This is a genomic window from Photorhabdus hainanensis (assembly GCF_018448965.1).
Classification (GTDB): Bacteria; Pseudomonadota; Gammaproteobacteria; order Enterobacterales; family Enterobacteriaceae; genus Photorhabdus; species Photorhabdus akhurstii.
The window spans coordinates 1-14,887 of sequence record NZ_RCWD01000047.1; the positions used below are offsets into that span (position 1 = coordinate 1).

The following is a 14,887-nucleotide window of genomic DNA, read 5'->3' on the forward strand; positions in this document are numbered from 1 at the left end:
AGTGTTAAGCTTCCTTATTTTCAGTGGGTTAACACAATGATAAGTAATGTAAAAAATTCGATACGCGGAACATATCATTCGATTAGCAAAAAGTATTTACCTCGTTATCTTGCCGAATTCTGTTTCAGGTTCAATTGGCGCTTTAACCTTAAAAAAACATTCGAACAGCTTATTTATTCATGTATCCGGGCAGCACCTATACCTGAGTATTTACTCAAGCTAGCTGAGATTCGATGGTAATCAGGTTGTGAAAAACGGTGAAGAGGGCAATCTATCGTTCCGTGGTGCGGGGTTAGCTAATGTTCTGGTTCACCAAAGCCAGCATGGAGAAATGGATATTTATGCCGGCGGCGCAGCAAATGTTGTTGTGCGTGTCGGGGATGGACAATATCTGGCTCATCTTCTGGCTTATGGCAATATCTCGATCCACAAAGGCAACGGTAACAGCCGGGTGCTGATGTTGGGCGGGTACAACACCCATACCCAAATCGGTAATGGCAATGGCAACTGGTTCGGTGCGGGTGGTTTTAACGTCATCACTCAGGCGGGAACCGGGGATATCTCCTCCGTACTTTTGGGCGGTGCTAACGTACTGACTAAACTCGGTGCGGGAGATCTGGTTGCCGGTATGTTCGGCGGCGCCAATATTATCACCCATCTCAGTGATGAGAGCGAAATGGCCGATACCACCGCTATTGCGTTGGGCGGCGCCAACATTTTGACCAAGAAAGGGAAAGGCAATGCGTTGGCGGTAATGGGCGGTGGCGCGAACGTCCTCACGCATATCGGCGACAGCAATACCACGGGCGTTATGCTCGGTGGCGCTAATGTCTTAACCAAAGTCGGCAAGGGTGATACGACCGGCATCATGTTCGGCATCGGCAACGTGTTGACTCATGTTGGCGACGGTTTGACACTGGGCGTGATGGCTGCGGCAGGCAATATCTTCACCAAAGTCGGGAATGGTACATCGATTGCCGCCATGATTGGCGCGGGCAACCTGTTTACCCATGTCGGCAAAGGGGATGCATGGGCGTTAATGGGCGGCGCAGTGAACGTCTTTACCAAAGTGGGTGACGGTAACGCGTTGGCATTGATGGTAGCCGCAGGCAATGTGTTTACTCATATTGGGGATGGCACAACTGTTGCGCTGATGCTGGCGAAGGGCAATATCGCCACGAAAGTGGGTAATGGCATGACTCTGGCGGCGATGATCGGCAAAGCCAATATCTTTACCCATGTTGGGGATGGCAATACCTTTGCGGTCATGATTGGAGGCGCCAATGTGCTGACCAAAGTCGGCAATGACCTGACCGCCGCTTTAATGATCGGGAAAGCCAATATCTATTCGCATGTGGGTGATGGCGCCAGTATCGGTTTGTTTGCCGGTGAATTGAATGTGATGACCAAAGTCGGTGCGGGCACAACCCTGGCGGCGATGTTTGGTAAAGCCAATATGATGACCCATGTCGGGGATGGCTTAACCGGCGTGTTAGCACTGGGTGAGGCTAATATCGTTACCAAAGTGGGTAATGATTTTATGGGGGTGGTTGCGGCGGCGAAAGCGAATGTTATTACGCATGTCGGCGACGCGACGACCGCCGGTATCCTGCTTGGCAAAGGCAATATTCTGACCAAAGTAGGAAACGGTCCCACGGTCGGTCTGCTTATTTCTGATGTGGGTAATGTGATGACCCATGTCGGCGAGGGGACGACGGTGGGGTTTGCCAAAGGTAAAGCCAATATCATCACCAAAATTGGCGATGGCGCCGGAGTGAATGCGGTTTGGGGGGAAGCGAATATCCTGACTCAAGTGGGAAATGGCGACCGTTACAACTTCGCGAAAGGTAAAGCCAATCTCATTACCAAAGTGGGGAATGGACAAGAAGTCACGGTGGTTCAGGGGGATGCCAATACCATTACCCATGTGGGTAACGGTGATGATTACACCGGCGCTTGGGGCCAAGCCAACATTATCACCAGAGTAGGAGATGGACGCAATGTAGTGCTTGCTAAAGGCAAGGCTAACTTTGTCACTCAGGTGGGTAAGGGCGACAGCTTTAACGCCTTATGGAGCGAAGGCAATGTCATCACCAAAGTGGGTGACGGTATGCAGATTACGGCGGCAAAAGGGAAAGCTAACGTCACGACGACAGTAGGCAATGGCTTAAATATCACTGTTGCTCATGGTGACGCTAACATTAACACTCACGTAGGTAATGGTGTTTCGGTTAACGTGGCGTGGGGGAAATATAACGTCAATACCAAAGTTGGGGATGGCCTTAATATTGCTGTTATGAAGGGTAAAGGCAATGCCAATATTCATGTTGGTGATGGTCTGGGTATCAATGCTTGTTATGCACGTAATAACGCGGTGGTTAAGATTGGTAATGGTGATTTTTACAGCTTGGCTGTTGCATCGAGTAATACAGAAAGCAACAAACTTGCTTCTTTCTTCGACAATATCAAACAAACTGTACTCGGAGTGGGAGGCAGTCAGGCGATCAACTATCTGGTTCATGGGGAGGAAGCTAACACGTCTGGCGCCCATAAAGGCAGAGGCGCGATTAATGTAGCGGAAGTTTCTGCCATTGATGGCTTTCAGATGGATGAAATTGCGCCGGTAAGTTCAGATTTAAACCATCGTCTCAATGGCGCTATAACAGCCGTGGAGACGCCTGACGTCAGTTCAATAGAAGGTGCTTTGAGTCAAAAAACGCGATCGGAGTCGGATCAGAATGAAAATCTGATCGTCAATGGTGATTTTGAACAAGGTAATCAAGGTTGGCAGTCAACCAATGATATGGAGGCATATAACCCGGCAAGTGTTTATGGTCTTGATAATACCGGTAATGGTGAACGAGTCAGTAAATTTGATGTTGATAAAAACACCGTAATTTGGCAGGAATTGCAAAATTTATCTGAAGGAGAAGTAGTTTCACTGACTTTTGATTTTATGAGTCATTTAGAGATGGTGGAGCGTGATCTGAGTGACAGCGGAATAGTGGTATTGTGGAATGGTAAATCCGTATTCTCAGCTTCTGGACCGCGAGCTATACAGCGCACCCAAAAACTCGATTTAATGGCAAAAGCAGGTACTAACCGGATTGAATTTAAAGGTACAGGTCAGGATGATGGATTTAGTTACATCTTAGACAATATCGTTGTGAAATCTGAGACGTCACTGATTGTCAATAATGACTTTAAGCAAAGTAAATTAGATTGGCAATCAACCAATGATATTGCGGCATATAGCCCATTGAGTACTGATGGACCTAATAATACCCGTTATGGCGAACGAGTGAGTGAACTTGATGTTGATAAAAACACCACTATTTATCAGGACCTGCAAAATCGTTCCGAGGGAGAAGTGATTTCGTTAAGCTTTGATTTTGCTAATCGTCCCGATTCTTATTCAGCCGACAATGGTATGGATGTTTTCTGGAACGGCAAACTTGTATTCTCGACTCTTGGCGATGCAGCGAAATGGCAAAATAAAACACTAGAGCTGACAGCAAAAGCGGGCAGTAATCGAATTGAGTTTAAAGGGACTGGTTTGAGTGACGGCGTAGGCTATATTCTGGATAACGTTATTGCAAAATCTGAGAGCTCACCACAAGCCAATATTATTACTGAACATGTGAATCAGGATAAAGCGGCGCAAAATGCGTTAAATGATAAAGAAAAAGCAGAAAAAGATCGCCAACTGTTAGAACAGGAAAAAGAGAAACAACTGGCAGCGATTGCAAAATCTCAATCCCAATTGGAATTAACCGATCAGGAAGCACTTAGCCGAAATGGGCTGACACAACGTAACGCGATAGAAGCAGAAGCGCAGGCGGAGACTGACAAACTGGTTTCCATGACACAAGGTTTGAAGGTGCTTAATGACTATTCCAACTACAGCGGTGCCAATTACAGCGGCCAATCAGGTGATCAGTGGCGCAATCAGTTTGCTTCCCAATTTTTGAGCCGTGCCCAGGATGAGTTGAATTACACCAAATTTATTACTCAGAAAAAATTAGCTAATGCTCAACGGTCTATTACGGATAATCAACAACAAGTAAAAGAAGCGGTTGCGAAATCCGAAGTCGGCGTAGCACAAAGTGAACAGCACCATGCCAGTGCAAAACAGGATATTGCAGAGGCTCAGGAAAAAGCCGCGTTAAGGAAAGAAGAGGCATTATTGCAGCAACAACGGGCCGAAGAAGCGGAAAATGACGCAAATATCGCCTATCAGGGGGCGAAATATCGGGGTAAACGTGATATTGCAGCGGCTGAAAATAAGATTGCTCAGGTACAAGAAGATGCCAGAAGGGCAAAACAGAGCGATTCCAAACCTGATCGTACCGGTGCCGGCGGCAGTGGTTTGTCTGGCAATGCTTATGAATCGATAGGAGCAGGGGAAACCGGTAGCTATATTGATCCCGAATTAATACTGAAAGCTGAAAAAAAATTCTACAAGGGATTGACCGAAGAAGAGCTACAAGCGCTGGATGGCGCCAAACTAGCGGTTGATCGTTTACAAATAAATGCCGGTATTTGCGCGGAAAATACCGGCGTTTTAACTACTTCAAAGTTGACCAAAGCACGATCTGACAACAAAGTACAATCTGACGATATGGTAATGCCAACGTCGAACAGTTCAGATAAGTTTGTCAGAAAAGTACCACGGATTTCAGGCATTAATCTGGAATCATTGGGGAATGATAGCAAGGTAGAGCAGAAAGATTCCGCAATATTTGAAAGTGCAAAATTTAATTTATTGAAAGAGGGAAATAAGCTATTTATCAATCCTAATGTACGAACATTGGGGCGGAAAAGGCAGCTTAGTAAAGCGCTGGTTGCTGTACGTGATATTTTCTATAAAACGATGAGCCATTTTGATGAAGAGCATGTGTTGCAGTTTGAGCAAACACTTTCACATTGGCAACAGCATAACCCAAAAGAATTTGCTCTGCGTGTCAGTCAAGTGAACTTAATCCGTTTTAGGATGGGCCGGATGATGGAACACTTGCAAGCCCAGCGAGCCGAATCCGCTGGCGTCCTTGGGATCGCCGTGGCGCCTCAACATGCTGAACATCTTAAGCAGCGAGTTATATTTGATGGAACCGGACGTATTGTCGGTTTGAAAGGTAGCGTTACCCCAGACGAAATTAATCAACTTATTAAATGGAAAATTACACCTTTAACTCGAAAGAACTCAATGGCTGAACGGGAGGCGCCTAAGACTGAAAGTGAAAGCCTTATTGTTTTCATGAGCCGATTAGACGCCGAGAATATCCCGGAAGCGGGGCCTTTGATCAAACGGGCTAGGGAACTTTGGCTCACCGGGCAAGTCACATCGCAAGAAACCATCCGGTTGTTTGATGATGCTGTCAACCAATTACAGGCATATCCTAAATTACATGCTTTGGCACTGTCATTACAGGCTGACGCTCACAGAGAAAAGTCGACCACCCAATATATTGACAACTTATTTGGCCGTCGCTTTGATTCTGAGTTGGCGAATACGTTAGTGAAAACCGCGTCACCGGATGCGATAGCTACCTCCAGGCGGATAGGTCAGTTTCTGGTACAGGAGTTTGAGCTATATATGCAAAGTACTTCTGGCCCAACTGTGAGCGACGGACAGATTGCTATCAGGATGCAAGCGTTCGCCGAGAAAATTAAAAAGGATATTCGTCCTTGGTTCAGTCGGGTGCCTGAACTGACCGCATTCCTGCAAAAACCGACCTTTGATAACTTTAAGATCATGATGACCAAGGTGGATAACGGCTTTGAAATGATCAAAATTCCGTTTCTGGCAGTAAAAATGTCGCTCACTGATGGCATGGGATTACATTTATCTCAATGGAAAGCGGAAGCGGACATTTTCTATCGGGATCAGATCTATAAGGCGCGTTCCACCAGTAGTAAGTTAACGAATATGGCGGATGTTACCTATAAAGTGAAGTTAACTGAACAGAAAACCAACGATTATGGTATTGCACTGCCTTACCAGCCATCCGGTGATCAATATGAAGATTTTCTGTATGGCAGAAAGGTGGCGGCAGGCAGAGTGCTAACGCCTGGACGGGAAACAACGCTTGAGCGTAACGCACTGGCACAAGGGCATTCCGTGGTGACGGGGGCATCTGGATCGACCAATATCATGGTTCATCTTAATAACTATATTGCTAGTCAAGATCCCACTTTCTCGCAGGAGCAGGCATATCTTAATACTTTGGTGTTCTTGGTATTTGATGGTGGTCATTCGGTTAATGAAAGTTTGGTGGTTTATAAAGCGTTGCAGGAGACCGGTGATAATCGTAGGCAGGTACTGCAAAACTACACTGCGAGTTATAGGGATCTGATGGATATTGCCGGAGATAAAGGGAAACTATGGATAAATCAGGCATTAAATAATGCGTTTGAGAAAACCCAACACCTTTATCGAGCAAATACCCCGGAGAGAGAGCAGAACGGCTCTCCGGTGGAAGACTCTCAGGTGGAAGTATTGCAGGCGTTATCGGGCAAAAATGGAGCGCCAGAGTCGGTATTAATTGAGAATGATGATACTTCACCACAGGATAAAGACTCTTTAAACCCAGTGACCCGATTCTTTAACAACGAACTGCATGGTTTTAAAGAAGATCGTCGCCATATCAGCGATGAAACACAGGCTATGCTTAATGATGCGGTTGCTAACGACAAATCAAGCAAAATCACCCTGAAAGGCGAGGAAGGGCGTTTAACCGGATATTATCATCAGGGTGACATAGAATCAGGTGATGCTTCGACAACAGCAGAGAAAAAAGTCGTACTTTTCCTTCATGGCTCAGGTTTATCCGCGGAAGAGCAAGCTTATGATATCCAAAGCCACTATCAAAATCAGGGCATTGATATGCTGGCTATCAACATGCGCGGCTATGGTGGTAGTGATGGTAGCCCCGGTGAACAAGGATTCTATCAGGATGCCCGGACGATGTTTCGCTATTTGGTGCAAGATCGCAGTATTAAGCCGGGTAATATTATCATTCATGGTTATTCCGTCGGTGGGCCGGTGGCGGCTGATCTTGCCCGATATGCGGCGCAAAATAATCAAGCGGTGTCAGGGCTGTTACTCGACAGGCCAATATCGAGTATGACTAAAACTATAACCGCCCATGACATACCAAACCCTGGCGGCATAATTGGGGCATTGGCAAAAGCGATGAATGGACAATTTTCAGTGGAAAAAAACCTCAAAGGCTTGCCGATCAATACGCCGATCATGTTGTTAACCGACAATCAAAGTTTAGGGCATGAAGGGGAAAAGCTGCGTACAAGATTGACCGCTTCTGGTTATCGCGTATCGGGTGAACAAACCTTTTATGGTCATGTCGAGAGCGGTGCTTTGATGAGCCAATATGCTGATAGGATTGTATCAACGCTCTCCGGCTCTCAAAATAAAAATCGGGCTGTGGTGAATAACTCGCTGCAAAAGAGTGACAATCGTGGGACACGTTTTGATGGTCAGCTCATTATTCAAATGGAAAATGACACGATTGTAGCAAAAGCAGCGATCAATCTGGCGAGTAAACACCCAGAATCCAGCGTAGTGGTTAAACTTGATGCTGATGGCAAATATCATGTCATTTATGGCGATCCTGCCAGATTATCAGGCAAATTACGTTGGCAGATTGTTGGTCACGGCCGTAACGAATCGGCACAAAATAACACTCGCTTGAGTGGTTACAGTGCTGATGAATTGGCAATAAAACTAAAACAGTTCAGTCAGAACTTTAACCAAGCAGGTAAACCTGATCGTATCAGCATCGTGGGTTGTTCACTGATTAGTGATGATAAACGGAATGGTTTTGCCTATCATTTTATTGCCGCTTTAGATAAACAGGGCATCCGTAGTGATGTTTCAGCGCGTCGTAGTGAAGTGGCAGTTGATGCAACAGGTCGTAAATTTACCCGTGATAAAAATAATCAGTGGGTTAACAAGTTGAACGATAACAAACTGGTGTTACGCTGGAATGAACAGGGTGAGCTAACGACTACAACAGAAAAATTGCGTCGTGGCGTGGCTGAAAGCGATATCAACCTTGCCAAAGTGGGGTACACAGAAGCTGATTCAGTAACCAAAGGGGCAATTGCGAATAACCATGATATTTTCACCGCGCCAGGGAAGCGCAAAAACAGGATAGCGCTCGGTTCAAATCCTCAATCGGATCAATCGCTGAATTACGCCGGGAATATACAGGTAAACGTGGGCGACGGTGAATTTACCGCGATCAACTGGGGAACATCGAACGTAAGTATCAAAGTAGGTACTGGTGGCTTTAAGTCATTGGCCTTTGGCGACAACAATGTGATGGTTCACATTGGGGATGGTGACAGTAAGCACAGCGTTAATCTGGGTGGTTATCAAGCACTTGAAGGGGCGCAGATGTTTATTGGCAACCGTAACGTCAGCTTCAACCAAGGTCGCAGTAATGACTTGATTGTCATGATGGATAAATCTATCCCTACGCCACCGTTAGTTAATCCATTTGATGGCGCTGCTCGTATTACCGGTGTACTGAAATCTATTGCTCATTCCGGCGAAGAGTGGGATTGGTTGGCGGCGCAGAATCAACAGTGGACGCTATCTGGCGCGAAAAAATTTGTGCGGGATATGTCTGGTTTAGACCAAACTAGCAGTGTGGATTACAAGACTTTGGTTGATCTGGATTCGCAGCTTGAGCGCAGCAGCCGTGGTTTGAAAAGTGACACAGAAGCGGCATTGAACAAAAAATACCACCAATGGTTAAGTGGTCACGGCAGCAATATTGATACCAGTAAAATGAGCCGTGCGGATAAATTTCGTCAGGCCAATGAAAAATTAGCCTTCAATTTTGCGGTAGGTGGTCAGGGGGCAGATATTCAGGTTACAACCGGTAGCTGGAACTTTATGTTCGGCGATCATATTCAATCCATTTTGGATACCAACTTAGGTTCTCTGTTTGGCCTGATGACGCAGCAATATTCAACGACGGGTCTGGCGAAGACAACATTTACTTACAATCTACAGGACTTACCGCGTCAGCTTAAAAACAAACTGCTTGGTCGATTATCCAGTGTGAATGCAGATACCACTTTAGCGGATATTTTTGGTGTGGATTACACTCAGGACGGACAGATTGTTGCTCGTACTGGTAAGCTGGTTGATGGCAAGGCTATTTTGCGAGAGATGCTGGAAGTTATTCACAAGTTTGGTGGTGAGCAACTACGTGTCTTCACTGATCCGGATAAATTGATTGATGGTTTGAAACAGCACGCAGATATGAGTGCTGATGGTATTGAATCATTTCTTGTCAGTCATGGGCTGAAAGAGAAAGCGCCTGATGAAAATCGGGAAAAAAGCGTACCGGGCGCCATCAACAGTGGGAATATTCAGGCTAATAACAAACCTGAGCGTGCATTGGGCTTTAATTCTCTGAACTTACCTAACTTGTTTGCGACGATATTCAGCCAAGATAAACAACAAGAGATGAAATCGTTAGTGACCAATCTGAAAGAGAATCTAACCGCGGATCTGCTCAATATGGAGCAAAAAACGTTTGATTTCTTGCGTAACAGCGGTCATCTGCAAGGGGATAGCGATATCCATATATCGTTAGGGAATTACAACTTCAACTGGGGCGGAGACGGTAAAGATCTCGGTGCTTATTTGGGCGATAACAACAACTTCTGGGGAGGACGTGGTGATGATGTTTATTACTCAATCGGCACCTCCAACATCTTTACCGGTGGAGAAGGTGATGATCTGGGCGTACTGATGGGGCGTGAAAACTGGATGTTTGGCGGTAATGGCGATGATACCGCAGTGGTAGCCGGACGCATTAACCATGTGTTCATGGGGGAAGGGAATGATCAGACATTTGTTTTTGGCGAAGGTGGCTTGATTGATGCCGGTAACGGACAGGACTACGTTGTCACCTCTGGCAACTACAACCAGGTGGATGCCGGGGAAGGTCAGGATTATGCCGTAACTATCGGTAATAACAACCGGATTGAGCTAGGTGAAGGCAATGACTTTGGCAGGGTATTTGGTAATGACAACCGCATTGATGGCAACACGGGTGACGATGTGATTAAACTGATGGGCTATCACGCGGTGATTAATGGTGGAGAAGGTGATGACCACCTGATAGCGGCTACAATTTCGAAATTCAGCCAGTTTGACGGCGGTGATGGTCAAGATCTACTGGTTTTGGGGGGATATCAGAACCACTTCCAGGGTGGTGCGGGGGTAGACAGCTTTGTGGTCAGTAGCAAGGTGATTGACAATCAGGTTAATGATATCAACGCAGAAGATATGATTATCTTTAACGATATTGACTGGCAAAACCTGTGGTTCCAACGCAGTGGATACGATCTAGTGTTATCCGTGAATCGCCGTACTCAGGATAAAACCGCTCAGAGCTTGTTTGAATCGATGGGTTCAGTCACCTTTAGTCATTACTTTAATGGTAACCGAGCCAAATTAGTGACGCAGATGGGGCGTAAGGATGCATCAGGAGAGCGTGAATTTACGGCACTTTCAGACCATGCGGTTGACACCTTGATTCAGGCAATGAGCAATTTTGCTCCGATAGCCGGTGATAACGGTTTTATCGAAGGGCTGGACAGCAGGGAAAAAGTGGCTATTACGACGGCCTGGGCAGATACCACAATTGGCAAGGGGAAATTTGCCTGATTAACTTGCTATAACGCTAAGTAATAACAGCAAAAATGGCTCACCTGAATAGGTGGGCCATCGTAATCGCCCATTCGTCCACGCTTAAGAATTTTGACGGTCATATTTTTCGAATAAATATGAGTTACAAAAAATTCACCTACTCTTATTGAATGTTATTTGCAAAATAGTTTGATTTTAATCATTACTTTATAAATGTTCTTTTAACTCGAATGGATATAATAAAGTAAGGTATCCATATACATGCATAAAATACAGTTTTAAAAAACAAGAAAAGATAATTATAATCCGGTTTTATTTCATATACATAATGAGCCAATGCTAAATCGGTGATGATAAATAATAAAGTAAAAACTAACAGGATAATGTAAAATAAAGGTGTTCTCTTCTTTTTTCTAAAGAAGAGAATAGATGTATAAAGTGCAATTCAAAAAATAATTGTAAAACAGATAAACTCAAATCCTATAAGGATACGTAATTCACCTGGAAAATCATAACCAGAGTTTAATATTGTCATTGTTTTATATGAATTAAATAAAGAGTTAAATATTGCAAAGATAATATTTATTGCGGGTAAATAAAGAAATCCGCCAATGCCACTCAGTTCTTTATCTTCACATACTGTACTGGTATTAAAGCAGGCTATATCCGGATGCTCTATATTGAACGCATGGTATGACCCACTATTACAGCCAGCATCCCAGCTTGCACCTTAAGGCAACTGGCTGTAAGAAGCCGGATTTGCCACCGGACAGGCGGTAAACATCACCGTTGAGCGGGGTCAGTTGAGTTGATTATCCGGCTGGCTAATAAAGGATAATTAGCTGGTATATAAAGTAAAATCTCGGCGTTGTTGGCCGAGATTTATATTTAAAACATAAATTCTTAGCTTTAGTTAACTTCACCAATATACCAGTGTTCAGAATAATAAGGCTTTCCCTCGTCATCTTCACTTATTCTAAGAATACCTAGCTCTGAAAAACCATCGGGTAATCGTAAATTCCATTCTTTGCATAAACTTCGTTCACTCAATAAAGTTATTTTACCAAACCGACTATACCCATTACGTGTATGTTCATTGAAGTATTCCTCAGATGTGAATATACATAATTCACTTGAAAACATATCAGGCAATACAATGGAACAAGTAATTCTTATATTATTTATGTTGTCTGGCTTCGCCTTATAAATGTTATAAGCTGCATCTATCAAATCTTGAGCACAAGTAGATTGAATGTTTTTATTTGTCTGTTTTCCTTGTACCAATGCTGAATGTACCGGAATTTTCACATTCCAGTAACCATAAGAATAATCATTTTCAGTGATAACAGGAAAATAGGTTCTATATGACTCGGACCATATTTTCAATGAACGTAGTCTACGTGGTATACCACGCAATTTTTTATTGCTCAACGCTATTCTACGCATAGACATTTATAATTTCTCCTTTAGCAGCATCAGTTTTGGTCTGGTTTACCGTACCATCCAAGTTTAAGACAGCCTTAAATTTCCCTTTGTTATCAAAAACCTGAAAATGGTTTTTATGTTGACCATCAAGATATAGCTGATCACCTTTCCAATATTGTTATCGGCTTTGTAAACACTCTGCCCCTGATATATTTGGCTGATTTTTTGTGTACTATTTTTTATTTGAGTACCAAAACCGGGTTGAGTAAGAAATTCTTTCATATTCCCAACAACCCCCGCAGACGCAGCAATCCCAGTTTGCCCCATAATCTTCACGATTTCTTGGGTGGTTTCTTCTGAGCCGCCGGTGACTTGGGCACGATGGAGCACCAAATTCCGTGATGCGTCAATATTTGACATGGCACCCCGTAAATCTGCCCATTCCCGCACTTCTGCCGGCGTGAGGGAAGCCAGTCCCTGCATTCTGGCTTTTTCCTGAATTTCGCCTATTCGTGCGCTGTAATCACCTTGCAATGCCCGCAACTCTTTGGCAACAGAAACGCACTGGTCAGCGCCTGAACAAGTTGCTATCCGTTCCTGAACCTTGTCATACTCCTGCCGATATTTATCCCTAACGGCAGAGCGGCAACTGGTATCACTCTGACAGTTGACCAGTTCCTCACTGCGCGATTGATTCTTCTCCACACTTAGGTGATTGTTATCGACAACAACCCATTCCATTGCGAAGTTGATTACCGAACGCCGATTTTCCTAATACCCTCAGTCAGTTACAACCTATTTTTCCCAGTGTGGTTTGATGCTGAACCCACAACTCCCCGACGCGACTTTTCAGCCTGATAAGCCACTTTTCTCAGGCGTAATAAACTGCCCCTTTTAACTGTCGGATAATTGTCTAACATTTGGGGGGGCAGTTCACAATAGCCGGGATCGATGTTCATTTATTAGGTGGATAGTTGTAATGATCTGGGATTACGTAATCTTCTGGAATAGAAGGTAATTCACATTGTTCACCCCAACCAACTTTTTCAATATCTTCAAAAAGATTCAGGAAAAAATTTGATAAATCAAGTGAAATAACTCGAGCCATAACTAAAGCACACTTAGCCGTTATCATATCTTTCCTTTGGATTGCATCTGTCAATAAATTCAGTTCTATCTCTAACTTAGCTAAGTCTTCTTGCAGTCTCTTATCAAGATCTAACCGATAATCGATACTCCAATCTGAATCAACAAACTTAAAATCAGCAGCACTAATTTTTGACAGTTCTAATATTGCACGTTTGATTTGATCCAAACCACTCATTTCAATTTCCTACCTATAGCCTTGTCTGTTTTGGCTTGATTAATGCTTCCATCAAGGTTGATAACAACCTTAAAGTTCCCTCTTTTGTCAAAGATTTCCAAGTGGTTCTTATGATCACCATCCAAATAAAATTGATCACCTTTTTTGATATGAGTTCCAATATCACTTGAAGCTTGGTAAATACTCTGACCATCATACATTTTACTTGTTTTTTGTGAATTCGATTTTGCTTTGCTCCCAAACCCTGGCTGCCTGAAGAATTCTCCCATATTACCAACAGCCCCCTGATTCGGTTGATACGGTTGTTTGCCTTTTCCGACATCCCCGCGGCCTTTTGCTCCTGCTTTACTGATCCCTCCGGCCACCCCCGCAGACGCCGCAATTCCCGTTTGACCCATAATCTTCACGATTTCCTGGGTGGTTTCTTCTGAGCCGCCGGTGACTTGGGCACGATGGAGCACCAAATTCCGTGATGCGTCAATATTTGACATGGCACCCCGTAAATCTGCCCATTCCCGCACTTCTGCTGGAGTGAGGGAATCCAGCCCCTGCATTCTGGCTTTTTCCTGAATTTCGCCTATTCGTGCGCTGTAATCACCTTGCAATGCCCGCAGTTCTTTGGCAACAGCAACGCACTGGTCAGCGCCTGAACAAGTTGCTATCCGTTCCTGAACCTTGTCATACTCCTGCCGATATTTATCCCTAACGGCAGAGCGGCAACTGGTATCACCCTGACAATTAACCAGTTCCTCACTGCGCGATTGATTCTTCTCCACACTTAGGTGATTGTTATCGACAACAACGCATTCCATTGCAAAGTTGATTACCGAACGCCGATTTTCCTAATGCCCTCAGTCAGTTACACCCCGTTTTTTCCAATGTCCGTTCACCGCCGAACCCAAAACCCCCTGACGCGCTTTTCGCCTCCAAAGGCCGGTTTTTCCCGCCGTGCCATTGTCAGTGTAGCGCCTTTTTCGGCAACGGGCGAACGTCGCCCAACTCGCTTGGGCGGCGGGCGGCCGTTCTGCGGGCGCGGGCGGCATAGAGCCCGCAAGCGGCGCTCCTGCGACGCTCTGGGGCACGGGCGTTTCAGACCGGGCACGGCTTTGCATGACCTCGCTGGGTTCAGGGAAGCCCCCGGGGGCTGCACGGGGCGGAGATGGCGAGCACGGGGACGAGCAACGGAGCGCAGCACAGTGCGAGCCGCGCGCAGCCAGTGCAGCAGGGTTGGGGCGGGGGGAAGTCAATGAGCGGAGGCCGCAGGCCGACCTGCCTTCAGGGGTGTTGGCCGGACGTTGGCACGGCAGCTAAAGAAGAACTCAGGGTTGCCGATGTCCGGCTCAGTCGGTTAGAGCATAAGGCGCAGCCTTGTGCGCCACTCCCCGCAATGCCGACCCGCGGGGGCGCAAGACATAATGCCAATTATACGCATTAAGCCGCTCATC

At 45.3% G+C, this 14,887-nt stretch carries 8 protein-coding genes; 3 read left to right on the forward strand and 5 right to left on the reverse strand.

All coding sequences use genetic code 11. The features are described 5' to 3' along the window. Together EAE92_RS21020 and rtxA are read left to right on the forward strand one after the other, a co-directional pair. A partial coding sequence (locus EAE92_RS21020; protein ID WP_214066812.1) for a transposase occupies positions 1-240 on the forward strand: 240 nt, incomplete at its 5' end. A gap of 7 nt (positions 241-247) precedes the next feature. Further along, positions 248-10,711, forward strand: coding sequence for an MARTX multifunctional-autoprocessing repeats-in-toxin holotoxin RtxA (gene rtxA, locus EAE92_RS21025; RefSeq protein WP_339959411.1), 10,464 nt, complete (start codon positions 248-250; stop codon positions 10,709-10,711). A gap of 184 nt (positions 10,712-10,895) precedes the next feature. On the opposite strand, the gene EAE92_RS25480 is transcribed toward rtxA, so the two are convergent. From EAE92_RS25480 to EAE92_RS21050, 5 genes are all read right to left on the reverse strand, one after another. Further along, positions 10,896-11,138 carry a DUF2569 family protein gene (locus EAE92_RS25480; RefSeq protein ID WP_214069486.1) on the reverse strand — a complete coding sequence of 81 codons (243 nt, stop codon included), beginning with the start codon at positions 11,136-11,138 and terminating at the stop codon, positions 10,896-10,898. 464 nt (positions 11,139-11,602) lie between these two features. Further along, entirely contained in the window at positions 11,603-12,145 is a 543-nt protein-coding gene (locus EAE92_RS21035; protein ID WP_214069477.1) for a DUF3916 domain-containing protein, read from the reverse strand. Positions 12,146-12,202: 57 nt separating this feature from the next. Next, positions 12,203-12,859 (reverse strand): hemolysin BL-binding protein, encoded by a 657-nt coding sequence (locus tag EAE92_RS21040; protein WP_246545329.1) that lies wholly within the window; start codon positions 12,857-12,859, stop codon positions 12,203-12,205. 214 nt (positions 12,860-13,073) lie between these two features. Beyond that, complete coding sequence (locus tag EAE92_RS21045) at positions 13,074-13,442, reverse strand: hypothetical protein (protein WP_036771428.1); 369 nt, start codon at positions 13,440-13,442, stop codon at positions 13,074-13,076. Then, positions 13,439-14,254 (reverse strand): hemolysin BL-binding protein, encoded by an 816-nt coding sequence (locus EAE92_RS21050; RefSeq protein WP_214069478.1) that lies wholly within the window; start codon positions 14,252-14,254, stop codon positions 13,439-13,441. Before EAE92_RS21050 ends, EAE92_RS21045 begins: the two co-directional genes overlap by 4 nt. Before the next feature lie 434 nt (positions 14,255-14,688). On the opposite strand from EAE92_RS21050, the gene EAE92_RS21055 reads away from it, so the two are divergent. Next, the gene (locus EAE92_RS21055; protein WP_075161665.1) at positions 14,689-14,877 is read left to right on the forward strand and encodes a hypothetical protein; all 189 of its coding nucleotides are present in this window, start codon (positions 14,689-14,691) and stop codon (positions 14,875-14,877) included. Positions 14,878-14,887 lie beyond the last annotated feature (10 nt).

Excerpts from the sequence above, each read along its gene's own strand:
- EAE92_RS21035 (WP_214069477.1), bottom strand. The coding sequence starts at position 12,145 with ATGTCTATGCGTAGAATAGCGTTGAGCAATAAAAAATTGCGTGGTATA.
- EAE92_RS21040 (WP_246545329.1), bottom strand. The coding sequence starts at position 12,859 with ATGGAATGGGTTGTTGTCGATAACAATCACCTAAGTGTGGAGAAGAAT.
- EAE92_RS21045 (WP_036771428.1), bottom strand. The coding sequence starts at position 13,442 with ATGAGTGGTTTGGATCAAATCAAACGTGCAATATTAGAACTGTCAAAA.
- EAE92_RS21050 (WP_214069478.1), bottom strand. The coding sequence starts at position 14,254 with ATGGAATGCGTTGTTGTCGATAACAATCACCTAAGTGTGGAGAAGAAT.
- EAE92_RS21055 (WP_075161665.1), top strand. The coding sequence starts at position 14,689 with ATGAGCGGAGGCCGCAGGCCGACCTGCCTTCAGGGGTGTTGGCCGGAC.